General features: G+C 42.6%; 23 protein-coding genes and 1 pseudogene. 23 read left to right on the forward strand and 1 reads right to left on the reverse strand.

Translation table 11 applies throughout. The features are described 5' to 3' along the window. The first annotated feature begins 123 nt into the window (after positions 1–123). Complete coding sequence (locus NIE88_RS22685; RefSeq protein ID WP_373689388.1) at positions 124–309, forward strand: glycosyltransferase; 186 nt, start codon at positions 124–126, stop codon at positions 307–309. Here NIE88_RS22685 and NIE88_RS00550 read toward each other — a convergent pair. Beyond that, positions 302–499 (reverse strand): annotated as a pseudogene (locus NIE88_RS00550) (ATP-binding cassette domain-containing protein); the annotation flags it as partial. The gene NIE88_RS22685 and the pseudogene NIE88_RS00550 overlap by 8 nt on opposite strands. Before the next feature lie 282 nt (positions 500–781). Between NIE88_RS00550 and NIE88_RS00555 the strand changes: the two are divergent. From NIE88_RS00555 to ertC, 22 genes are all read left to right on the forward strand, one after another. After that, a complete protein-coding gene (locus NIE88_RS00555) occupies positions 782–2341 on the forward strand; it encodes a GH25 family lysozyme (RefSeq protein WP_253057754.1) in 1560 nt (519 codons plus the stop codon). A gap of 274 nt (positions 2342–2615) precedes the next feature. Beyond that, the gene (locus NIE88_RS00560; protein WP_253057755.1) at positions 2616–3683 is read left to right on the forward strand and encodes a FecCD family ABC transporter permease; all 1068 of its coding nucleotides are present in this window, start codon (positions 2616–2618) and stop codon (positions 3681–3683) included. Positions 3684–3686: 3 nt separating this feature from the next. Next, positions 3687–4448: an ABC transporter ATP-binding protein gene (locus NIE88_RS00565; RefSeq protein ID WP_253057756.1), complete on the forward strand. Its 762-nt coding sequence runs from the start codon at positions 3687–3689 to the stop codon at positions 4446–4448. A gap of 17 nt (positions 4449–4465) precedes the next feature. Beyond that, positions 4466–5479: an ABC transporter substrate-binding protein gene (locus NIE88_RS00570; protein WP_253057757.1), complete on the forward strand. Its 1014-nt coding sequence runs from the start codon at positions 4466–4468 to the stop codon at positions 5477–5479. A 598-nt stretch (positions 5480–6077) separates the two neighbouring features. Then, the gene (gene msrC / locus NIE88_RS00575; RefSeq protein ID WP_253057758.1) at positions 6078–6554 is read left to right on the forward strand and encodes a free L-methionine (R)-S-oxide reductase MsrC; all 477 of its coding nucleotides are present in this window, start codon (positions 6078–6080) and stop codon (positions 6552–6554) included. A 27-nt stretch (positions 6555–6581) separates the two neighbouring features. After that, a complete protein-coding gene (locus NIE88_RS00580; RefSeq protein ID WP_253057759.1) occupies positions 6582–7754 on the forward strand; it encodes an aminotransferase class I/II-fold pyridoxal phosphate-dependent enzyme in 1173 nt (390 codons plus the stop codon). A gap of 24 nt (positions 7755–7778) precedes the next feature. Further along, positions 7779–8552 (forward strand): SDR family NAD(P)-dependent oxidoreductase, encoded by a 774-nt coding sequence (locus NIE88_RS00585; RefSeq protein WP_253057760.1) that lies wholly within the window; start codon positions 7779–7781, stop codon positions 8550–8552. A gap of 41 nt (positions 8553–8593) precedes the next feature. Continuing rightward, on the forward strand, positions 8594–9709 hold the full coding sequence (locus tag NIE88_RS00590; RefSeq protein WP_253057761.1) for an iron-containing alcohol dehydrogenase family protein: 1116 nt from the start codon (positions 8594–8596) through the stop codon (positions 9707–9709). Between the two features lie 53 nt (positions 9710–9762). Next, the gene (locus tag NIE88_RS00595; protein WP_444965489.1) at positions 9763–10812 is read left to right on the forward strand and encodes a methionine ABC transporter ATP-binding protein; all 1050 of its coding nucleotides are present in this window, start codon (positions 9763–9765) and stop codon (positions 10810–10812) included. After that, on the forward strand, positions 10805–11485 hold the full coding sequence (locus NIE88_RS00600; protein WP_253057762.1) for a methionine ABC transporter permease: 681 nt from the start codon (positions 10805–10807) through the stop codon (positions 11483–11485). The genes NIE88_RS00595 and NIE88_RS00600 overlap by 8 nt, the downstream gene beginning before the upstream one ends. Positions 11486–11497: 12 nt before the next feature. Next, positions 11498–12337 (forward strand): MetQ/NlpA family ABC transporter substrate-binding protein, encoded by an 840-nt coding sequence (locus tag NIE88_RS00605; RefSeq protein WP_253057763.1) that lies wholly within the window; start codon positions 11498–11500, stop codon positions 12335–12337. A gap of 98 nt (positions 12338–12435) precedes the next feature. Beyond that, a complete protein-coding gene (locus NIE88_RS00610; protein ID WP_253057764.1) occupies positions 12436–12921 on the forward strand; it encodes an S-ribosylhomocysteine lyase in 486 nt (161 codons plus the stop codon). A gap of 277 nt (positions 12922–13198) precedes the next feature. Continuing rightward, positions 13199–13648 (forward strand): VanZ family protein, encoded by a 450-nt coding sequence (locus tag NIE88_RS00615; protein ID WP_253057765.1) that lies wholly within the window; start codon positions 13199–13201, stop codon positions 13646–13648. A gap of 145 nt (positions 13649–13793) precedes the next feature. Continuing rightward, positions 13794–13991 (forward strand): hypothetical protein, encoded by a 198-nt coding sequence (locus NIE88_RS00620; protein ID WP_253057766.1) that lies wholly within the window; start codon positions 13794–13796, stop codon positions 13989–13991. Positions 13992–14502: 511 nt separating this feature from the next. Continuing rightward, positions 14503–15825 (forward strand): MFS transporter, encoded by a 1323-nt coding sequence (locus NIE88_RS00625; RefSeq protein WP_253057767.1) that lies wholly within the window; start codon positions 14503–14505, stop codon positions 15823–15825. Positions 15826–15856: 31 nt separating this feature from the next. Continuing rightward, entirely contained in the window at positions 15857–17371 is a 1515-nt protein-coding gene (locus tag NIE88_RS00630; RefSeq protein ID WP_253057768.1) for an HAL/PAL/TAL family ammonia-lyase, read from the forward strand. A gap of 107 nt (positions 17372–17478) precedes the next feature. Beyond that, the gene (locus NIE88_RS00635) at positions 17479–18123 is read left to right on the forward strand and encodes an ABC transporter permease (protein ID WP_253057769.1); all 645 of its coding nucleotides are present in this window, start codon (positions 17479–17481) and stop codon (positions 18121–18123) included. A gap of 19 nt (positions 18124–18142) precedes the next feature. Then, on the forward strand, positions 18143–19084 hold the full coding sequence (locus NIE88_RS00640) for an ABC transporter substrate-binding protein (RefSeq protein WP_253057770.1): 942 nt from the start codon (positions 18143–18145) through the stop codon (positions 19082–19084). A 39-nt stretch (positions 19085–19123) separates the two neighbouring features. Beyond that, a complete protein-coding gene (locus NIE88_RS00645) occupies positions 19124–20086 on the forward strand; it encodes an ABC transporter ATP-binding protein (RefSeq protein WP_253057771.1) in 963 nt (320 codons plus the stop codon). A 35-nt stretch (positions 20087–20121) separates the two neighbouring features. After that, positions 20122–20754 carry an ABC transporter permease gene (locus tag NIE88_RS00650; RefSeq protein WP_253057772.1) on the forward strand — a complete coding sequence of 211 codons (633 nt, stop codon included), beginning with the start codon at positions 20122–20124 and terminating at the stop codon, positions 20752–20754. Between the two features lie 59 nt (positions 20755–20813). Then, positions 20814–22481, forward strand: coding sequence for a thiourocanate hydratase (gene ertB / locus NIE88_RS00655; RefSeq protein ID WP_253057773.1), 1668 nt, complete (start codon positions 20814–20816; stop codon positions 22479–22481). Next, complete coding sequence (gene ertC / locus NIE88_RS00660) at positions 22474–23580, forward strand: thiohydantoin desulfurase (protein ID WP_253057774.1); 1107 nt, start codon at positions 22474–22476, stop codon at positions 23578–23580. The genes ertB and ertC overlap by 8 nt, the downstream gene beginning before the upstream one ends. Positions 23581–23603: the final 23 nt, after the last annotated feature.

Genomic DNA, 23603 nt, shown 5'->3' on the forward strand with positions numbered 1-23603 from the left:
TTCCCGCGGTTTGTTTTTTTCTATCCATTCATTATGTCTTTGGTTTGGATGACGGGAGCGCTTTTGTTTTATCTATATCGTGAACGCCATGAATCGGTTGACTTTGAATCGATTGATTGGCCAATGGTGAATTTCGTTGTGCCTTGTTATAATGAGGAGTCCACAATTATTGAAACGATCCGGTATTTGTCGGAAATGCCTTATCCGAAAAAAGAAATTATTGCCGTAAATGACGGCAGTATAGACGGCACAGCAGAGGTGCTGGAATGTTTGGCGGGTCAATACAAAGAATCGCGTGTGATTCACTAATAAAGAGTTCGCCTTCGGAAATCTGTTCGAGTCCGGCAATCATTCGCAGGGTTGTCGATTTACCGCAACCGGAGGGACCGACAAGTACAATAAATTCCTGATCTTTAATGGTTAGATGAAAATCTTTTACCGCGAGCGCGTCACTGTTGTCATAGCGCTTCTTAATATGGTTCAGCACGATGGAAGCCATGCGAATCCTCCTTATAATAGTTGGTAGATTAAGTATATAAAATTCGGAAAATAGTGCCTATTGACAGAATGATGAAATTCAGCTGCTGTTTTTGGCGGAGTGACAAGAAAAAGGTTTATGTGCTGTAATCTCTGACACTTCAGTGAATTTCCATATAGGTGTATTGCTCTATGTACACGCTACTAGAAAAATGCTATTTTTATAGAGTACATAGTTTTCCAGCTTTGTAACAATATGTTGAACCATGGGAGGTTCCAACGATATAAAAAGGGAGAGTGAAAAGTGAAGCATCGAGCAAGATATTTGATTTCAGGACTTCTGGCCATGGCTTTGGTTGCACTGTCACTGAGTTTTACAGGTGGTACCGCGCAGGCAAGTTCTTCGTACAGTTCCTACGTCACTTCTTACACATTGAAAGTCCGCAGTAAGGCAAGTACTCATTATCGAACATTACGCACATTGAGCATGGGGAATAAAGTCACGGTGACGAGCCGATCAGGAAAGTATTCCCGAATTAAATACGGGAATACAACTGGTTACGTTCAAACGCAGCACTTAAGCCGCAGCAAATTTAAATCTTACAGTGCTTATGTAACTTCATACACGCTGAAAATGCGTAGTAACGCGAGTGTTCATTATTCAACTAAACGTACACTAAATATGGCGAACAAAGTTACAGTACTCGGCAAGGGCAAAAAATACGCGCTTGTCAGCTATGGGGGCACAACCGGTTATGTACAGAATATTCATTTGAATAAAAGTAAGTTCAAATCGTTAAGCGCTTATGTGACTTCCTATACTTTGAAGATTCGCAACAATGCGAGTGTTCATTATTCGGTTCGGCATACGTTAACAATGGGTAATAAGGTTACGGTACTTGGCAAGGGCAAAAAATATGCGCTTGTCAACTATGGCGGTAAAACCGGTTATGTACAGAATATTCACCTTAATTCACAGCCATTTCGCGCATATAATGCCTATGTTACGTCCAACACACTGAAGATTCGTAATAACCCAAGTGTGCATTACACAACGCGACTGATTCTGGCGGTCAACAACCGGGTGACGATTACTGGGAAGGGCAAAAAATATGCTCAAGTTAAATTTGGTAATGTCTCAGGCTATGTTCAGGCGAAGTATCTAACGACGACGCAGCCCGCGGCCTCGAGTAATCAGCCGACCGATCCGCCGGTAACCAGCGGATCTCAGTTCGGGCTTGATATTTCGCATTATCAAAATGATGCAGGAAATGGAACTATTGACTTTAATGCGATCAAGCAGGACGGCAACAGATTTATCATTGCAAAGGCTTCTGAAGGCGGTAATACGGACAGTACGTTTGTCAGCAATGCGGTTGGGGCCAAAAATGCAGGTTTAACGGTCAATGCGTACCACTTCTTCCGTGGATCGGATGAAGCAGGTTCCAGAAATGAAGCCAATGTTTTCTCAAAACAGATTCGTACGGCTAACGCGCAAGGTGTTTCTCTCCACTATCTCTTTATTGACGTTGAAACAACAAACGGTGTGGACAAGCAGACCTTAACGAACAATGTGAAGGCATTTATTGATCAAATGAGAAAGAACGGATTCAATCAATTGGGAATCTATTCGAATCTTTCGTTCTATAACAATAAAATTGATTTACCAAATGTTGTTGCGGCGCAGCCTTCTCAGCCGAAGTTTTTAATTTGGCTTGCACGGTATCGCGGACAAGAAACTCAGCAAGGACCCGGCGCGAACTTCGATGTTGATATCTGGCAATACACGAGCAGCGGATCATCGAGCGGCATCGTCGGTGCTGTTGACAAGGATATCTGGTATTACACGATTAATGGACTGTAAGTGAAAATCGTGAATCATCTGAATCTCCTCTGAACTATGGGTATCTGTAGTTCAGAGGGGATTTTTTTGTCTAGCTGAGAATAACTGAACTTTTCTTAAGAATAGCGGAAGTCCGTACGGGTACGATTAAGCAGTTACTAAAAATTCTGCAGTGCTAAATTTTTTCGCGTGTGATAAAAGTCACCCTTGATAATTTTCACAACATGAATTATCATATATAACGATAAAGATAATGAGAATCATTATCATTTATATAGTGAAATGAGGTGGCATTTTGCAACGCCTGGAATCACGAGGAATAACGGGCTGCTTCTATTATCCTATTATTCTTCTGTTACTTTTTTTGATCGCTGTTTCAGCGGTTTATTCGGTATCCATCGGACAAGTACATATTCCGTTCGGGCAATCGATGAATATTCTGCTGCATGCACTGACGAACGGCAAGCTGGGTTCATTGCATGGGATCCAGGAATCCAATAGCAATATTATTTTTCAGATTCGGATGCCACGGGTGATTTTTGCTTTGCTGATCGGCATGGGCCTTTCTTTGTGTGGAGCGGTGATGCAGGCAACCGTGCAAAATCCGCTGGCAGATCCGTATATTATCGGCATTTCTTCAGGTGCGTCGCTGGGTGCAACGATTGCCATTCTTATTGGATTTGGATCGTTCTTCGCCAATTTTGGTGTTGCATTTGGTGCATTTGCAGGGGCTGCGGTTACTTCTGCTGCGGTGCTCCTGCTGTCAAGTATCGGTGGCAGGGCAACCTCAGTGAAACTCATCTTGTCCGGTGTCGTGATCGGTGCGTTCTGCAGTTCTTTTTCTGATTTAGTCATTTATTTTGCAAATAATGCTGAGGGTGTGCAGCAGGTTGCTTTCTGGTCAATGGGGAGTCTTGCGCCGTCAAGCTGGGAAAAAATCCCGATTTTGGCTGCAGTTGTCCTGCTCGGATGCGTTTTTTTTCTTTTCCAGCATCGCGTGCTTAATACAATGCTGCTCGGCGATGAATCCGCAGTGACACTGGGCATTAATTTAAGCATCTTTCGCAAAATTTATATGGTACTTGCTGCGCTGATCACAGGAACGATGGTGGCTTATGCCGGTACGATCGGCTTTGTCGGATTGATTGTGCCGCACATTTGTCGCGGACTGTTTGGCGCAGACCACAAGCGTCTGATTCCGGCAACACTGCTTATCGGCAGTCTTTTCATGATCTGGGCGGATATTCTGTCACGAATCCTGATTCACAATGTAGATCTGCCGATCGGTATTATCACATCCGTAATCGGTTCACCGCTGTTTATCTATATGATTGTGAAAAAAGGCTATAAATTCGGAGGGTGAGCAATGGAACTGACGGCAAAAAACCTGCAGGTACGTCGAGGAAAAAAGGAAATTATTAAAAATGCTTCTGTATTTGTGAGGAACAGGCAGTTTGTCGGTCTGATCGGTCCAAACGGTTGCGGCAAATCGACGCTGCTGAAAAGCATTTATAAAAGTCTGACGCCTCATGGGGGAACCGTGTTTCTGAACGATCTGGATGTCTTGAAGAGCACCGAGAAAAAAGTATCGCAGCATTTGGGTGTTGTTGGGCAGTTCAATGAAATGAGTTTCGATTTAACCGTCGAACAGATGGTGCTGCTTGGCCGGACGCCGCACAAGAAATTATTGGAACCGGACCAGTCCGATGATTACCAGATTGTTGAGGAAGCACTGCGCCGGACACGCCTGACTCATTATCGGACACGCAGCTATCTGTCGCTGTCCGGGGGGGAGAAGCAGCGTGTTATTCTTGCACGCACAATTGCCCAGCAGCCGGAGCTGATGATTCTCGATGAGCCGACCAATCATCTTGATATCCGTTATCAGTTCGAGATCCTCTCATGTGTGAAGCAGCTCGGAATCAGCGTATTGGCAGCGCTCCACGACTTGGAACTGGCGGTCATGTACTGTGATTATATTTATGCCGTTAAAGATGGAGAAATCTTTGCGCACGGGAAACCGGAAGAAGTTTTGACACCGGAAACCGTCGAGGCTTTGTATCAAATAAAATGCCGGACTTACATCAATCCGGTGACACATCGTTTAGGCTTTGCCTACGGAATTTGAGGAGGAGACATACAAAAATGAAAAAGAAAAGTTTAATTGCCGGCTGTCTGGCAGCGCTGCTGCTGCTTGCTGGTTGTGGAAGCAATGCAGCAGGCGGAACAGAGAAAGCGGTAAAGAGCAGTAAATCGCATTATCCGCTGACCATTCATAATTATACAAAGACAGAAGGAGGTAAGGCCTGGAAGAAAAAAAATGAAGTTTACAAGAAAGAACCGAAGCGGGTGATGGCAACAACCAAAACAGTGGCTGAACTGCTTCTTCATCTCGGATTGAAGGACAAGATTGTCGGCGTTGGTGGCAATTTCGGTATTGCAGATCCAACTGTTGCGAAACAATATGCTTCGTTGAAGAAGCTCAGCAGTGACTATGTCGGAAAAGAGGCGGCAATTGGAACAAATCCAGATATCATTGTCAGCCGCGGCGATCTGTTTGACAATGCGGACTGGGGCGTCGGTACTGTTGATTCGTTGAACAGTATGGGGGTTGGTACCTATGTTCTCGAATCCTCCATTCCCGGAGGCTCGTATGATTCGATTTACAAAGACATTGATCACCTCGGCAAGATCTTCAATGTTCAAGACAAAGCTAAGGCGTTCGCCGACCAATTAAAGAAAAAACAGAAAAGGATTACCTCCAAATTATCGAAGATCAAGAAAACACAGACCTTTGCTTTAATGTTTATGTCCGATCCAAAGGTCGTTTCGATCTATCCGGCAGGCAAAGAAACGTTCTTCAACAACGCTTTTAAGATGGTCAAGCTGGACAATGTATTTATAAATGAAACCGGCAATGTCAGCGTCGAAACACTGGTCAAAAAGAATCCAGATGTGCTGATTGTGCTTGATTGGGAAAACGATGGTGCTAAAATGAAAAAAGCACTGTACGCTAATCCGAAGCTTGCCAGCATGAGGGCGATTAAGGACAAGAAACTTTATACGATGGACTACAATTACCTGTTTGGCTACAATTACGATACGATTGATGGACTCGAAAAGCTGGCCAAGGAAATGCATCCGGATCTCTATAAATAAAAGATCTATCTGTGTGATTCATGGGTATGCGTAGGTAAATGAAAATCTTGCTTTAAAGAGAAATCGTCGTTTGCTGATCATGCAAACGGCGTTTTTTTACAGGTAAAGAACATTGATCGTTTTGCCTTGCTAGTACGACGATCAACGTCATAAGATTCGATCGGGCAGGCAGGTTAAGCGCCCAATCTGAGAAATAAACGGAAAAATTCAGCTTATCGAATCGAAAAATATGAAAAAGGAGGGATTTTTTTGAATAAGCAGAAAAATTACCTTTATTTACCCGTGAAAGAAGCGCTATGATGCATATAACCGGAAAATCTCCGCTTATTTTTATACGGGGCAACGCGAAAGTCAGCGCATCCTGCGGAAGTAAGAACCGGGCGTTTTTTACCCGGCTTTTCTATCATTCAATTATTATTTATTCCGTCATTCATAAATTGACGGTAAAGACCACACATACTTCAAAGAGAGAGAAAAGATTAGTAGCGTTTAAATCTTAGTTGACACATATGAATTATGCATATAAAATAGCGTTAATCCATCAGGTGGGTTAGTTTTGTTTCTTCATTATTATGGATAGTGAACAGGTGGACGTCATATGAGCAAAGAAAAAGTATATGTTGATTTGTTCAAACAGCTATGCGCCCTGCTTGAACAGGAATTTGATCTGGTTGCAAACATGAGCAATATGGTCTCTCTTATTTTTGAAAAGGTTCCCGGGCTAAACGGAACGACCTTTTATCGATGGAAGAACAATGAATTAATTCTTGGACCGTTTCAGGGCAGAGTTGCTTGTATGCATATCCCGCTTCAGAAGGGCGTGTGTGGCAAGGTAGCTTTTACAAGAAAAACAGAAATTGTCCCGGATGTTCATCAATTTCCCGGTCATATTGCGTGTGATCAGCGTTCCAAGTCAGAGATTGTCGTTCCTGTTCTTGAACCGGGCAGTAATCGATTCTTTGGCGTTCTGGATTTAGACAGCCCTTTAGTTAATCATTTTGATGCTGTAGATGCCAGGTATCTGGAACAGTTGGCACCATTGGTTTTTGGCATTAAGAAAGAGGATAGGTACTAGTCATGGATATTCGAAGGAGATGCAGCTTTGGTTTATTTTGAGCCTTCAGAGCGTGTTCGAAAACTGCCTGTTAACTTTTTTGGTCAATTGGATCATAAATTGGCTGCAGTAGAAAAGACAGGGGTACCGTACATTAACTTATCCAAGGGGAATCCCGACCTTCCGACACCTGAACACATTGTGGCTTCTTTAAAAGCAGGAGCGGATCAGCCGGAAAATCATGCCTATCCCCCGTTTATCGGAAAAGAAAAGGTACGATTGGCCATTACTGATTTTTATAAAAAAGAATATGGAGTGACATTGGATCCGACTAATGAAATCGCTGTTTTCCACGGCTCTCATATCGGTATTACTGGAATCCCGCAAGTCCTGCTTAATCCCGGCGATTATATGCTGATTACAGATCCTTGCTATCCTATTTATTACTCCTCGGCTACATTGGCGCAGGCAAGAACCTACGCCATGCCGCTTGAGGAGTCGAATCGCTTTCTTCCTGATTATCGAAGCATTCCGGACGATGTTCTGCCAAACGCACGGCTCCTTATGCTCAACTATCCGAACAATCCGACCGGTGCACTGGCAACGAAAGATTTCTTTCAAAAAACGATTGATTTTGCCCAAACACACCACATTCCGGTTGTTAATGACTTTGCCTATGCTTCACTTGGATTTGATCATAGTAAGCCGTTGAGCCTGCTCCAAATTGAACAAGCAAAGAGCGTTGCAGTTGAAGTGTATACGCTATCGAAAACATATAATATGGCAGGCTGGCGATTCGGTTTTGCTGTGGGAAATGCTTCTATTATAAGGGCATTGAATCACTTTCAAATGCATGCCTGCAGCACGGTGTTCGGTGCAGTTCAAGATGCCGCGGCATGTGCACTGCAATCATCGCAGGAGTGTGTAACGAGACTGGTTCACATCTATCAACAGAGGCGTGATGTGCTCATCAGTGGCTTAAGACGAATAGGCTGGAAGGCTGACTCTCCACCGGGCACATTTTTTGCCTGGCTTAAGGTTCCGGCTGGATATGACAGTCAGTCTTTCACGGATTTGTTGTTTCGTGAAGCACATATTGTGACGGCTCCGGGAATTGGTTTCGGGGAAAAAGGTAACGACTTTATAAGAATCAGTCTCGTGCACAGTGAAGACGTGTTGGCGGAGGCGGTCAGACGAATTGACGCGTTGCACTTATTTTAATAGGTTGGGAGATTAAGGCGTAAGATGATAAAGATAGATTTAACAGGTCAAAATGTATTCATTACCGGAGGTGGTTCTGGGATCGGCAAGGGGATTGCCGACCTCTTTCTCGAAGCCGGTGCCGCGGTGGCTATTGCCGATGTCACTTTCGAACAAAAGACAGAACGGAAATCTGATCGTTTGATACATCTCAAACTGGATGTGACGAATAAGGAAGATGTCAATCATGTGGTGAAGACGGCTGCCGATCTTTTTGGGGGACCTATAACTATTGTCGTGAACAGTGCGGGAATTTCAACGATGGATTATGCTATGGACATCAAGGAAGAAGACTGGGACCGAGTCATGGATGTCAATGCCAAAGGAACTTTTCTTGTATCACAAGCGGTTGCTCGTCAGATGAATGAACATGGAATCGAAGGGCGGATCATTAATATTGCGTCACAGGCCGGGAAAAATGGTTACCGCTGCATGGGAAATTATTGTTCATCCAAGCATGCGGTACTCGGATTCACGAAGGTCATGGCCGTTGAACTGGCTCATCAACAAATTCTGGTCAATGCCATCTGTCCGGGCATTGTCGAAACGAGCATGAAGCATCGGGAGCGGATTGACGGCGCTAAGCTCAGAAATATGACTCCGGAACAGATCTATCAGGAAGATTGTTCGCAAGTACCGCTGGGAAGAACGGCGCTTCCATCTGATGTAGCCAATGTTGCTCTGTTTTTGGCTAGCCCGCTTTCTGCCTATATGACTGGTCAGGCAATCAATGTGACGGGCGGAATGACCATGAATTAAAGGCTGTCTTCACCATTTTGTTTTTAAAGGAGTTCAATGCAATGTCTTTTCACGTGGTTTCCAGAGTCGGACCTCAGCAGTATATTTCTGAAGTAGGCGCCTATGATTATCTGCCGGAATTTCTCAAAGTATTGTCTGCCACGCGGATTCTTATTCTTCATGGCGTAAAATCCTGGCAAAAGGCGGCACCGTATTTCCCAGATCTAACTCAGGCAGGCTTTGATGTGTTCGACATGAGGTTTGGCAGTGAATGTTCGCACAAAGAGATTGATCGAGTCATTGAAGAGATTCACAGATTGAGGATTGATCTGGTCATTGGAATCGGCGGGGGAAAGGTCATCGACACGGCGAAAGCGGCAGCGGTGAAATCGGGCGGAATTCAACTTGTGATCCTGCCGACGATGGCAAGCAACTGTGCCGCATGGTCGGCACTCAGCGTTCTTTATAAGGATGACGGAATTTCGATTGGGCATGAACTCTATCCGAGACAGTCCAGCCTTGTTCTTATCGAGCCGAGAGTGATTTTGGATTCTCCTTTGGATTATTTTATCGCCGGAATTGCCGATACATTGGCGAAATGGTATGAGTCCGACAGCTTGCTGACGCGTGTCGGTACCAATCACCTCTCGCTCATGTATGCACGCGAGTCTGCCAAAATCTGCCGAGATATTCCTTTGAATCACGGCGCGCAGGCGGTCGAGGATATGAAGCAGGGCGTTTTATCGGACGCCTGGCAGCTTGTCATGGAAACGAACATTATCGCGGGTGGTTTGGTCGGCGGTTTTGGAGATGCCTATGGGCGCGCGACTGCGGCGCATTCCATACATGATGCGCTCACTTATTTTCCAGAAACGGTGCATCTGCTGCATGGAGTAAAAGTGGCCTATGGCATTATGGTCCAGTTGGCGCTTGAAAAAAAGTGGGATGAAATCCGTCGCCTGCTGCCGTTTTACCGTCGTCTGAATCTGCCGGCAGGTTTACAGGATTTGCATCTTAATACACGCTCCGAAGAAGAGATACGCCAGTTAGCTGCTTATTCGGTCGGTCTGGATAAAACCATTCATTTGCTCCCTTTTAAAGTGACGGAGGATTCTGTTCTTGAATCCATTAGACAGCTTGATAAGTATACGGCTGACTCTGCAGAAAGGAATAACTAGGTCTTAAAACCAAGTAATCCTACTAGAAAATACATGAAAGGAGGCGCAAATCGGTGTCAGCCTCGGAAATTATACGTACCGAACATGTGGTTAAAACCTTTATCGTTGATAAAAAAGTACAACCGGTACTAAAAGATGTCAGCCTCTCCATAGAAAAGGGCGAGATTTTTGGCATCATCGGCTACAGTGGTGCTGGAAAATCAACGCTCGTCCGTTGCTTTAACGGAATCGAGAAGCCAACTGAAGGCGATATCTTCTTTGAAGGACAAAATATTGTCGGTTTAAAATCATACGAACTAAGAGCGATCCGTAGGAAAATCGGTATGATTTTTCAGCAATTCAATCTCATGCCGTCTCGAACTGTTTTTGGCAATATAGCGCTTCCTCTAAAACATAGTGGACTGTCAAAGCAGCAGATCGATAAACGAATAACCGAATTACTGGAACTTGTTGATTTACCGGACAAACGAAATGCTTATCCCTCGCAACTGTCCGGCGGGCAGAAACAGCGGGTAGCTATTGCACGGGCTCTAGTTAACCAACCGAAAATTCTTTTGTGCGATGAAGCGACAAGCGCGTTGGATCCGAAAACAACGAAGTCGATTCTCCATCTCTTGAAGAAATTGAATAAGGAATTAGGTTTAACAATCGTAGTGATAACGCACGAAATGTCGGTGGTCAAGGAAATATGCCAGAAAGTCTCAGTCCTTGATAAAGGGAAGATCATTGAGCGCGGCGATGTTTATTCTGTCTTCTCCAATCCACAACAAGAGTTGACACAGTCATTCATTGAAACAACATCTGCGCTAGGCAGTGTGAAAACATTGATTGAAACGCAATCTCCTGTTGTGCAGCTGCAGCCGGGACAGCTGCTGCTTAAAATAAGCTATACGACAAGCAGCGTCTCGGAGCCGCTCATCTCCTATATTTCGAGAACGTTTCATGTTGACGCCAATATCGTGTTTGGCGATATTCAAATTTTGAGCGGCAATCCGCTCGGCGGACTCGTTGTTATTTTGAGTGGTCAGGAGTCGGCTATTGATCGCGCACTTGAATACGTGAAGCAAAGATATGTCGCTGTCGAGGTGTTGAATCATGGATAACGTGTTGCAGCTTCTGCTTCCGAATGTTTCTCAGGTCATGGATGAATTTTATCTTTCAATCATTCAAACGCTGCAAATGGTCTTCGTATCAGGCCTGATTTCTTTTATACTCAGTCTGGTCATTGGCATTTTACTCGTTTCTACGAGAAAGGGCGATATTCTAGCAAATTCCTTTGTCTTCAACGTGTTTGATAAATTAATCAATCTGTTCCGCTCGATTCCATTCATTATTCTCATTGCCGCTCTAATTCCAATTACTCGCTTGATTTCCGGAACGGCCGTCGGTGTACAGGGCACTCTGTTTCCGCTCATTGTCGGAATTACTCCTTTTTTCTCAAGACAGATTGAATCTGCTTTGAGTGAGGTGGATGACGGATTGATCGAATCAGGGATTGCAATGGGCTTGTCACCTTTTCAAATTATTCTTTCTGTCTATTTAAAAGAAGGCATTTCGTCTATCGTGCGGGTGACGACGATTACGGTAATCAGTTTGATTGGATTAACTGCTATTGTCGGCGTTGTCGGTGGCGGCGGAATTGGTGATTTCGCGATTCGTTACGGCTATCAGCAAAATCAGCTGGATGCAACGTATGTGTCCATTATTGTTTTACTCATTTTTGTCAGCATTGTTCAAATACTGGGTACATTTATTTCAAAAAGAACCACACATTAGGAGGCGTTTCTCATGAAGAAGATGATTAAATTCAGCACTTTTATCCTCATTCTCAGTTTTGTTCTGGCTCTTACGGCTTGCAGTGCATCGTCTGGCACCGATTCAAAAATCAAAGAAGTGAAGGTGGGGGTTGTCGGTAACAGTGACGATCCGATCTGGGAACAGGTCAATAAGAATTTGAAGAAGGAAAACATTCAGGTTAAGCTGGTTAAGTTTACTGACGGTATCATTGCCAATCAATCTCAGGATAATAAAGAGCTTGATCTGACAGCCTTCCAGCACTATGCTTTTCTGAACCAGGAGAAAAAACAAAAGGGCTATAAGTTTACTGTTATCGCTCAGTCCTATATTGTGCCCTTAAATGTCTATTCAAAAAAAATTAAAAATCTGAAACAAATTAAAAGCGGAGATAAAATTGCAATTCCGAACAATGTTACTAATGCCGGCCGCGCCCTTAAGGTTCTGGAGAGTGCAGGACTGATCAAGCTTGATCCAAGTAAAGGGTACTCACCTGCTGTGAAGGATATTACAGAAAATAAAAAGAATGTGAAGATTGTTGAAGTAGATCCGGCCAAAATTCCTAGTCTGCTTCCGGATTTTGCAGCGGGCATTACAAATAGTAACTTTATTATTGATAATAAAATGAATCCGGTCACCGACTCGATTTATCGAATTAAACCTGATCTTGATGATCCGAATAACAAACCGTGGATTAATGTCATTGTTGCACGTACAGCCGACAAGAATAATAAAACATATAAGAAAGTAGTCGATGCTTATCACACGGCTTCGGTCGCAAATAAGATTAAGAAGCTTTACAACGGAGTCTATGTTCCGGCGTTTAAGTATTAAAAGAAACATTACCTTCTAATATCATGCAATATAGGTGCGGTGCTGATAAAATGGTAAGGAGTCATCATGAAAATACAAAAAACGAGGCGATTGTGATTATGGCAAAGGTTGAAAGCTTTACACTTGATCATACGAAAGTCAAGGCCCCATACGTCCGATTGATTGGAAAAGAGAAAGGGCCTAAGGGCGATGTCATCCAAAATTATGATTTGCGTTTTGTACAGCCGAATGAGAATGCGATTCCGACAGCAGGACTGCATACGATTGAACACATGCTGGCCAGTCTGCTGCGTGATCGGCTGGATGGTGTGATTGACTGCTCGCCATTCGGCTGCCGCACTGGTTTTCACTTGATTCTTTGGGGGGAACATGATCAAATTGATGTTGCTAAAGCGCTGAAAGGTTCTCTTGAATTTATCGCAAACGAAGCCACTTGGGATGACGTTCAGGGGACGACTATTGAAAGCTGCGGCAATTACCGTGATCATTCACTCTTCTCAGCAAAGGAATGGGCGAAGAAAATTCTTGAAGAGGGGATTAGCTCAGATCCATTTGAGCGCAAAGTGGTTAAAGAGTCCATTTAATTTATCTGTTGATCACAGGCAATATGATTCTTTTCAAAAAGCGAAACAATCTGAGTTCATCATTGATATGAATTTGGATTGTTTTTTACGTACCATTTTTATGCAAAAAAAAGGATGGTTGAGCGAATATAGGCAACCTTGATATTCAGTTTTGCTTTAACTTATCGGAGTTTATTCGAAAACAACATCCTACGTGGTCGACAGATCATCTTGAGATAACGAACAATACAGACAGGTAAGCGATGATTTTTCGAAAAATATAGCGGGAAGAGACTTGATGAAACAACTAAAAACCGCTTTCGTTAACATATTTCTAACCTTCTCCATTTTGTTTGTATTGTATCTGACGTTGATTCCGCATGATGTCATCCATACCGGAAATGTTGCAGAGCCGCCTGCTCGCCATTTTACGATTAATTTGAATCCACTTATGATTTTCAAAAATTTTCAATCAGATTCTTTGTTCTATTTTATTGTTGATGATCTGGGGAATATGATGCTGTTTCTGCCCTTTGGTTTTTTCTTGACGATGAAGTATCCGCACTTTCATTGGGCACACACCCTATTTATAGGCGCTCTTTTTTCAGCGACCATTGAATGGATTCAGCTTTTTATGCCTAATCGTATGACTGATATTGATGATGTGATTCTCAATACAACGGGTGCTGTTTTGGGATACATGCTTTATCGTTTTGTTCAAACAGATGATCCTATTGAACGGAGTTAACGGTGATTCATGAACCGACCATCGCGTTTTCCGTTTGATCATTTGGTTTAGAGAATCTCTTCACGTATGACGAAAAGCTATTTTGTTTATCCTGCTCTTAGGAGCGTCACTGCTGCCGACATGACGATAGTGAGGAGATATTTTGATGACCAACGATGAACTGATAACCGAACTCGGATCAGAAGCTGTGTTGAATTATGAACGAAACACAGCCCTTTTCTACCTGTTGATGGAAAAAGGGATCATTACACGAGAAGAATTTGATGAGAAATTCAAGACCGTCCACGAACACTTTGAAGATCACCTGAAAGGCATCTTTGGAGATGATTTTGAAGTGGAGTGATGGAGCAAATTAGAGTTCAGCGATCAATACAAGAAGTAACAGATCAATGATCTCAGAAATTAATTGAAAATAATTGCTTTAATCCTTGATATGTAAATCTATATATACTATTATTATTATAATTTAATAAATGATTATCAATAATAATAGAGGAAATTGGCCCAATGAAGCCCGGCAACTACTTTTTTTAGCATAGATGCTGAATTCAACAGGAGCTGCCTGAGAAATAAGGTAAGTCAAAGAATCAAATCCTCATCCATTTAGGATGGGGATTATTTTTTAAAATAATACATAGTAAATACGTAATAATTATTATATTTAATGGATTTAACTTTCTGTATTAAATAAATAAAAATGAATATTGAAAAATTAAAATAAGAATATTATAATTATATCAATATATAAAATTATATTATCACTATATGATATATTTTGAGGGGATGGAAGTTAGAATTAAGAAAACCGTACAATAGTCGCTTGAACTTTTAATCAATCGAATGGGGCGTGAATGATGATGACGACAGTCGTTTCTGTTTCTAAGAAAAAGGTGGTTAAAGCAGTTGCTGCTGCATCCGTTGGTAATGCGTTGGAATGGTATGATTTTTCTGTGTACGCTTTTTTTGCAATTTATATTTCTCAGAACTTTTTTCCCGAAGGAAACAGTTCTGTTCAATTGATTAGTGCATTCCTTATCTTTGGGGTGGGCTTTATCATTCGGCCGTTAGGCGCCATTATATTGGGTAACTATGGAGATCGAAACGGACGAAAAGCATTGCTCACGTTGACAATTATCATGATGGCGGCAGGAGTACTTGTCATTGGGCTTGCGCCATCTTATTACGCAATCGGATTTGGCGCTCCAATTCTTATTTTAGTAGGAAGAGTACTGCAAGGTTTCTCGGCAGGTGGTGAGATGGGCGGGGCCTCTGCTTTCTTGGTCGAATATGCAGATGAAGAGAACAAAGGAAAATATGCTGCCTGGTTGCAGGCAAGTATGGCTGTTTCCAATATACTGGGAGCACTCGTTGCGACGATCGTGACCCTTTCATTTACGCAGCAACAGGTTGCCTCCTGGGGATGGCGCATTCCTTTTTTGCTTGGGGTCTTGATTGCTCCGGTTGGCCTCTACTTGCGCAATAAGTTAGATGAAACCCCTCAATTTATTGCAGAGCGGAAGAAAGAAAAGGATGATTTAACACGTGAAACGATACCCTTGCTGAAGGCACTTAGCAAGTACCCGAAAGAATTAATTCTTGGCATCAGTTTTTCAGTGCTGTGGGTTGTTAGTGTCTATACGCTGATTATCTTTATGCCGACCTATGAACAAAAGACACTGCATTTTAGCAGTTCTGAATCCTTTACTGCGTCATTGGTAGCCAATGTGTGCATGTTTATTGGCTGTCTGTTGTCAGGACTTTATTCAGATAAAATTGGCAGACAGAAGATGCTGCTCTTTTCTACGGGGCTTCTGTTTGTTGGTGTCTATCCAATGCTGCTTTTCGTTCAGAGTGTTCATTCTTTCTTCGTATTGGTGATCACGCAAACTGTATTTTGTCTTTTGGTTTCTCTCTTTGTTGGTGTAGCCCCTTCTGCATTATCGGAAATTTTTCCTACAGAAGTGCGTGCTACGGGAATCTCGCTAACTTATAATCTTCCGAATGCTTTATTAGGCGGTTTTGCACCTGCCATTTTAACTTTATTTACTGAGGTTTTTCATAATACGTTTGCCCCGGCTTGGTATGTGATGATCTGTGCTGCCGTTTCATTCATCGCAATTCTCTTTATGCCGCATTATCGAAAAACATTCACGGTCATTAAATCGCATGCATTTTAAAATTTTTTCAGAGCGGGGAGAAAGGGAATAAGTGAAGACTCATGAGATTGTATTGGATGGACAACGTTTAACGATTAAAGATATCATTCGTGTTGCGCGGAAAAAAGATAAGATTATTATTGCTGATCATGCCATGGATAAAGTAGTCGCAGGACGTCAATTTATTGAACAGCAAGTCTATTCGGAAATCCCGGTTTATGGATTGAATCGCGGCGTAGGTCAAAACAAAGATCAACACGTATCACCTGAGCAGTATGAACGCTATAATCACAGTCTTCTTTTGTCTCATTGCATTTCAGTTGGACCAGAAGCCTCGGAGGAAACCGTCCGAGCGGCTATACTCATTCGCCTCAACACACTTCTGTTAGGCTATACTGGGGTACAACCGGAAATCGTACGCATGTATCAGGCATTTCTGAACGCAGAGATCTCTCCTATTGTATATGAACGCGGATCTGTTGGAGCTGCCGATATCGGATGTCTGGCTTCAATCGGACTGGCGTTGATTGGGGAGGGAGAGGTTCGCTATAAAGGCGTACGAATGGCTGCAGCAGAAGCACTAGAAAAATGTGGGTTGAAAAAAATAAGACTCGGACCTAAAGATGGACTGGCGATTGTCAGTTCTAACGCATTATTTATTGCGAAAACTGTGCTTTTCATCCAACAAGTAGAAGTGTTTCTAAACTTGGCGAATTTAATTTACGCAATGTCACTTGAAGGATTTGACGGCAATGTGACGCCGCTTAATCGTTCTGTCGTCGATGCGAAGAAGGCTGAGGGTCAGAAAAAGACTGCCGCGGCAGTGCGAAAGTATTTAGAGAGCAGCTATCTTTGGGACGGACATAAGAGAAAAAATCTGCAAGATCCGCTCAGCTTTAGAGGGGCGTTTAGCGTTCATGGATCGGTGAGAGATTCTCTGGATTATCTTAAGAATCAAGTGTCTATTTATTTGAATGCTTCCGAGGACAATCCGGCAGTGCTGGTGAACGAAAAGGAAATCATTTCGTGCGCAAACTATGAAATAACCACTCTTGTCCTTGGCATTGAAATGATCAATCTAGCACTTTGCCATATGGCGAGAATTGCATGCTTTCGTATCATTAAGCTGGGAAATCCGGAATTTACAGGGCTGCCGCGTTTTCTAGCACCAAAGGATAAGTCCGTACTTGGATTCGCAACCATCCAAAAAACAATTGCAGCTCTTGAGGCCGAAATTCAGGATTTGTGTCGTCCGGTTTCCACCAATTTTTTTCCTCTTGCAGGAGACATTGAGGATCATGCAACAAATTCAGTTTATGCTGTACAGAAATCTGAGAAAATCATGGATAATTTGTACTATATTTTTGGCATTGAAACCATGCATGCAGCTCAGGCTATTGATTTGCGCGGAAACATACTTCTTGGAAAAGGAACCAAGCAGCTCTATCAATCAATGAGGTGCCGCATTGCTTTCTTAGACCAGGATCGAAATCTATCCATTGATATTGAGAAAGCCTATAAGCTTTTAAAAGACAATGTGATGAGTTCTAACAATGTATATTTTTAAGGTTGACAATAGCAAAAGTTTTTAATAATATCAAAATATAATAATTAATTATCATTATGTGATTATTGAAGAACGATATCGTGTCATTTATTTGGGAGGAGGATTTAATGGATTTAATAGCAGGGGCTTTAATTTATTTGCACAGCCACCAGAATGAATTTGGCGATGCTGTATGGACTCATCTTGAATTGAGTGGTTTATCACTTTTGCTAGGATTAATGATCGGTATTCCGTTTGCTATTCTTTGTGCGCGACATGCTAAACTTTCGAATCTTATCATGAGCTTGGTAAATACATTCAGGGTTATACCTAGTCTGGCGATTTTGATCATTGTTATGCCGTTGCTGGGCACAGGATTTGCTCCTGCATTAATTGCACTAATTGTTCTGGCTTGTCCGCCTATCCTGATTAATACATTTATAGGGATAAAGAGTGTGGATCAAGAGATTCTTGAATCAGCAAGAGGCATGGGTATGAGTGCAAGGCAAATTTTGATGAAAATTGAAATTCCAATTGCTCTCCCATTAATTTTATCAGGTATTCGAACGGCCTCCGTTGAAATTATTTCCAGTGCCACACTTGCTGCATTCATTGGCGGTGGCGGATTAGGCACATTTATTATCAGCGGATTGAGTATGTACAACTTTTCAATGCTTCTCGTTGGTGCTCTCCCGGTTGCGTTACTTGCTATACTTTCAGAATTATTATTCGGATCAATAGAAAGAGTATTTACAAAATATAAAAGAGCTTAGTTAAAGGGAGATGAACGCTTTGGCAAAATCACGTAAAACCATCATTGGTCTATCTATTTTTATTATCGTTATCATTATTGGGTTGATTGCACTCGTGACTGTTCAGAATAATGCATCGAAAGGGTCCGGTAATGGTGCGCCCAAACAGACCATCACAATTGGTTCTAAGAATTTTACTGAGAGCATCATTCTTGGAGAAATGTACGCAGATGCGTTAGAAAATGCAGGATATAAAGTGAATCGAAAGCTAAATCTTGGCGGAACTCTTGTTGCCCATGAAGCTTTGAAAAAAGGTGACATTGATATGTATCCGGAATATACAGGAACCGGCCTCCTCGATATTTTGAAAGAAAATAAACTGACGGATGCTGATGCGGTTTATAAAGAAGTTGCGAAACAGTACAAAGACAAATGGAACTTGATTTGGCTGAATCCGTCGAAAGCTAATGATTCAAATGGACTTGCAGTCAGCAAAAAAATTTCCGACAAGTATAACATTCATACATTCTCTGATTTTGCACGTGAATCGAAAAAGATTAACTTCGCATCGACACCGGAATTTGACGAACGTGCCGATGGATTGAAAGGATTAAAGGCAACTTATGGCGGTTTTAATTTTAAGAGCAGCAAAATCTATGATTACGGATTAAGATATCAGCTTTTAGAAAATGGCAAAGCAGATGCTATTGTAGCCTTTACTACAGATGGACAGCTGACAAACAAAAATGTAGTCCTTCTGGAAGATAATAAGCATTTCTATCCGCCGTACTTTGTATGCCCGGTTATACGCGCCAATGTAATAAAAAAAGATCCAAATGTTCAAAAGGTGATAAACGCCGTATCGGCCAAACTGACTGAAAAGAATATGCAGGAAATGAATGCTCAAGTCGATCTGCAAAAGCAAAAATATCAGGATGTGGCGAAGCAATTTCTTATTGATAATGATCTCATTAAAAAATAATCGCTCAATAATGGATGAATCATGATCGGAGGTGACAGAGTGAAGTCGAACAACGATGCGATCAAGCTTGAGGGGATAAGCAAATCATTTGGTACGGCTAACCAGCCGTCTGTTAAAAAAACAAATCTAAAAATAGAGAGCGGCAGTTTTGTGACAATTTTAGGTGCATCGGGCTGCGGTAAAACGACTTTGTTGAAAATGGTTAACCGTCTTTATGAGCCATCAACGGGGAAAATTTATATTAATGGCGAGGATGTAACAACGATTTCTCCAACAGCGCTGAGAAGAAAAATAGGTTATGTAATTCAGCAAACCGGTTTATTTCAACATATGACCATTGAACAAAATGTAGCGACCGTACCGAAGATTCTTGGCTGGGAAAAAAAGAAAATTGATGAAAGAATTGATGCTCTGCTTCGTCTGGTCGGACTTTCACCGACAGACTATAGAAAGCGTTATCCGAGACAGCTATCCGGTGGTCAGCAGCAGAGGGTGGGTATCGCACGGGCCATGGCTGCAGATCCGTCAATTATGCTCATGGACGAGCCTTTTGGTGCGATTGACGCGATTAATCGCAATGAGCTCCAAGATGAATTCCTGCGAATACAAAAGAAACTTCATAAAACGATACTGTTTGTTACTCATGATATTATCGAAGCACTTAAATTGGGCGATAAAGTGATTATTATGAATGCCGGTGAAATTCAGCAATTTGATACACCACTGAACATCTTGAAGAAACCGGCGAATGACTTTGTTCGAAATCTTGTTCATGCCGATGATCTTTTGCAGAGAATGATTTTTGTGAAGGCACGCGATGTTATGAATCATAATGTGGATTCCATTCCGGTGAATGCAGATGCAGTGTCGATAAATGAACTGGCAAGTATCAAAGAAGTTTTATTGAAACTACTTGAGAGCTCCTTTGACTATGTAAAGATTACTAACGAAAAGAATGAACTTGTCGGACAAGTAACGCTTCATGAGATTCGGCAGGTATAATCCGCTGGTAAAAGAGAAATCGGGAGCGTGATCTATTGATTGACTATATTCAAAATAATTATTTAGAAGTTACAACCCTTTTCCTTCAACATATAGAGCTGACAGCAATGACGCTTTTTATTGCACTTGTGATTGCCTTTCCGGCAGGAATTGTATTGGCAAAAAACAAATATATAGCGTCTGTAATCATGCCTGTTTTGAGCGTCATTTATACAATTCCAAGTCTGGCGATGTTTGCACTGCTAATTCCTGTCTTCGGGCTGGGATTTGTTCCGGCAGTAATTGCGCTCGTTGCGTATTGCCAATTAATTCTTGTACGCAATGTTGTTGCCGGATTCCATTCGGTAGAGCCATCAATTATTGAAGCAGGGAAGGGGATGGGGCTTAATTCATGGCAGCTCTTTTCTAAAATTGAATTAGTGATTGCTCTTCCGACGATCTTGGGTGGAATGCGTATTGCTGCCGTTTCAGTCATTGGGATTGCAACGGTTGCCTCGTGGATTAATGCTGGAGGTTTGGGTGTGATCTTATTTCAAGGGTTATACAATGGCAACATTCCGGCAATTTTGTGGGGAACTCTTTTAGTTGCAAGTCTTGCAATATTTGTAAATTATTTTCTCTCAGTCCTGGAATCCGCAGCATTAGCTAAAGCAAAAGGAGCAATTTAGTCTAATGCACATCAATCAGTCAGATAAAAGGCACAGATTAAAAAAGGAGTTGCACAGAGATGGTGAAGATTGCAGCAAAACGAGGATTGGAATTAAGGTGCAAGGGCTGGCGTCAAGAGGGGCTGCTTCGCCTATTGGAAAATGTTATGGAAAATGCAGAAAATCAGGATGAACTCATTGTGTATGGAGCATTAGGAAAATCTGCGAGGAACTGGCCATCCTATCGTTCAATAGTTGCAGCACTGAAAACAATGAATGAAGATGAGACACTGATTGTTCAGTCCGGCAAACCGATTGGCGTTATTCGTACCCATGTCAATGCGCCACTTGTCTTAATGGCAAATGGTAATATCGTTGGCCAATGGGCAAGCAGTGATCATTTCTATGAATTGGAGCGCAAAGAATTAATATGCTGGGGCGGTCTGACAGCTGGAGATTGGCAGTACATCGGTTCTCAGGGTGTTATTCAGGGAACTTATGAAATTTTTCAGACGATCGCACGCATGCATTTCGACTCTAATCTCAAAGGCAGATTCATTTTAACAGCCGGGCTAGGCGGGATGGGCGGTTCGCAGCCGCTCGCAGGTGTGATGGCTGGGGCAGCGATTTTATGCGTGGATGTAAATGAAGCACATATTGACAAACGTATTGAAAGCGGCTATCTACAAAAGAAAACAAACTGTTTGGATGAGGCTTTGGAATGGATTCGTCAAGCTGTGGAGCTAGAGAAGAGCGTTTCTGTAGGACTGCTTGGCAACGCCGCGGAAGTCTACCCGGAAATCCTTGATCGCGGGCTTGTTCCTGATATTGTCTCTGATCAGACAGCTGCTCATGATTTAGTTTACGGTTATGTTCCAATTGGTTACAGTATGACTGGTGTTGCGGAGGCGCGCGCGAACAATCCGAAGCAGCTGGAAAAAGACTCAGGCGAATCTATTGCTAAAGAAGTAAGGGCAATGCTTGCCTTTAAAGAGAAAGGTTCCATTGTATTTGACAACGGAAATAATATCCGTACCCAAGCATCTAAATATGGTGTGAAGGATGCGTTCCAAATTGATATTTTCACTGAGGCATTTTTACGACCGCTCTTTGCGCGAGCAATTGGTCCGTTTCGCTGGATCGCTTTATCCGGTGATCCGGATAATATCAGGAAAATTGATCGATTCATTTTAAAAGAATTTGCTGATAATCAGATTGTAACGAATTGGATACACCTTGCGAATCAATATGTTCCATTTCAAGGGTTGCCGGCACGTATTGGATGGCTGGGACATGGAGAACGGACACGGCTTGCTCTAGCCGTCAATCAGATGGTTCGGAATGGCGAGCTGACCGGTCCGGTTGCGTTCACTCGGGATCATCTCGATGCAGGTGCTATGACGCATCCAAATATTATGACGGAAAAAATGAAAGACGGCAGTGACGCGATCACCGATTGGCCGCTCTTGAATGCAATGATGAATTGCTCGTCCATGGCAGATCTTGTCGCCATTCACTCCGGCGGCGGAGGTTATACGGGATATATGCAAAGTGCTGGCGTTACTTTAGTTGCCGATGGCACTGAGGATGCAGATGCACGTTTGAAGTGTACATTGGACAACGATACAACCTTGGGAATATTGCGGTATGCAGATGCCGGCTATGAAGAATCCTTAGATGAAGTGGAAAAGAAGAAGATACGTCGTATTGATACAGAAGCATTAAAGGAGGAGAACAGAAATGCGTGAATTAACAAGAAAAGATGTTGAGGCAGCTTGTAAGGGAGGATCTATATTTGCCAGCGGCGGTGGCGGATTTTACGAACATGGTCTGGCAATGGGACAGGCAGCTCTGACCTTAGACAGAGTTAAACTTGTCTCTGTTGATGAATTACCTGACGATGCGATCATTTTAACATGTACGGCAATCGGTGCGCCCGCAGGAACGACCGATTGGCAAATGCTTGGAAAAGACTATATTAAAGCAGTCCAGCTTGTCATGGAAAAATATGAGGGGAAAATTGTCGGTGTGATGACACCGCAAAATGGCAAGTCCAGTTCGACAAACGGATGGCTTCCCTCAGCAGCTCTGGGTCTTGTTGTTGTCGATGCGACTGGTGATATTCGCGCTCATCCTACCGGAAAGATGGGTGCCATGGGCGTTGCAAATAATCTTAATTACCAAACAATTCAGGCTGTTGCTGGGGGAAAGGCCGAAAAAGGAAATTATATGGAAGTTGTTGTTTCAGGAACCTCAGCAAAAACGTCCAAAATCCTGAGAATTGCTTCAGACTTGTCAGGAGGGTTCATTGCCGCGGCGCGCCATCCGCTAACAGCCAAATATATTAAAGAAAATGCAGCGATTGGTGGCCTGTCTAAGGCAATTGACTTGGGAAATGCAATCATTGAAGCAGAACCAAATGGACCTGAGGCCGTGATCAATGCGATCTGCAAGCAGACAAAAGGTGAAATTGTCGGAAGAGGTAAAGTAACGAGGAAAAATATGCACTATACAAATGAAGCGTTTGATATCGGAACCATTGAGGTTACCACGCAGGATGGGCAGCTCATTCTTTATGTTATGAATGAATTCATGGCTATTGAAGACGCAAAGCATAACCGACTGTCCACATATCCGGATGTCATTGCGATGATCTCAGCAGCAACCGGCCAGCCTTTGAGCACGAATGAAATTGAAACAGGCACAGAAGTTGCTGTTTTTAAGATTGATAAATCTCAAATTCCACTGAGTTCGAGCGTTAAGGATCCGACCGTTTATCCCGAAGTAGAAGAGGCACTCGGAATTAAGCTCTACGATTATGCATTTAAAGAAAAGGTAGAGAAATAATGTCTGTAATATGACATCGATAT

Source organism: Sporolactobacillus shoreicorticis, assembly GCF_024125445.1.
Classification (GTDB): domain Bacteria; phylum Bacillota; class Bacilli; order Bacillales; family Sporolactobacillaceae; genus Sporolactobacillus; species Sporolactobacillus shoreicorticis.

Bases quoted from the DNA above. Each gene is read 5' to 3' on its own strand.
- NIE88_RS00570 (WP_253057757.1), top strand. From the start codon at position 4,466: ATGAAAAAGAAAAGTTTAATTGCCGGCTGTCTGGCAGCGCTGCTGCTG.
- NIE88_RS00585 (WP_253057760.1), top strand. From the start codon at position 7,779: ATGATAAAGATAGATTTAACAGGTCAAAATGTATTCATTACCGGAGGT.
- NIE88_RS00600 (WP_253057762.1), top strand. From the start codon at position 10,805: ATGGATAACGTGTTGCAGCTTCTGCTTCCGAATGTTTCTCAGGTCATG.
- NIE88_RS00625 (WP_253057767.1), top strand. From the start codon at position 14,503: ATGATGACGACAGTCGTTTCTGTTTCTAAGAAAAAGGTGGTTAAAGCA.
- NIE88_RS00590 (WP_253057761.1), top strand. From the start codon at position 8,594: ATGTCTTTTCACGTGGTTTCCAGAGTCGGACCTCAGCAGTATATTTCT.
- NIE88_RS00605 (WP_253057763.1), top strand. From the start codon at position 11,498: ATGAAGAAGATGATTAAATTCAGCACTTTTATCCTCATTCTCAGTTTT.
- NIE88_RS00615 (WP_253057765.1), top strand. From the start codon at position 13,199: ATGAAACAACTAAAAACCGCTTTCGTTAACATATTTCTAACCTTCTCC.
- NIE88_RS00610 (WP_253057764.1), top strand. From the start codon at position 12,436: ATGGCAAAGGTTGAAAGCTTTACACTTGATCATACGAAAGTCAAGGCC.
- NIE88_RS00635 (WP_253057769.1), top strand. From the start codon at position 17,479: ATGGATTTAATAGCAGGGGCTTTAATTTATTTGCACAGCCACCAGAAT.
- NIE88_RS22685 (WP_373689388.1), top strand. From the start codon at position 124: ATGGTGAATTTCGTTGTGCCTTGTTATAATGAGGAGTCCACAATTATT.
- ertB (WP_253057773.1), top strand. From the start codon at position 20,814: ATGGTGAAGATTGCAGCAAAACGAGGATTGGAATTAAGGTGCAAGGGC.
- ertC (WP_253057774.1), top strand. From the start codon at position 22,474: ATGCGTGAATTAACAAGAAAAGATGTTGAGGCAGCTTGTAAGGGAGGA.
- NIE88_RS00565 (WP_253057756.1), top strand. From the start codon at position 3,687: ATGGAACTGACGGCAAAAAACCTGCAGGTACGTCGAGGAAAAAAGGAA.
- msrC (WP_253057758.1), top strand. From the start codon at position 6,078: ATGAGCAAAGAAAAAGTATATGTTGATTTGTTCAAACAGCTATGCGCC.
- NIE88_RS00620 (WP_253057766.1), top strand. From the start codon at position 13,794: ATGACCAACGATGAACTGATAACCGAACTCGGATCAGAAGCTGTGTTG.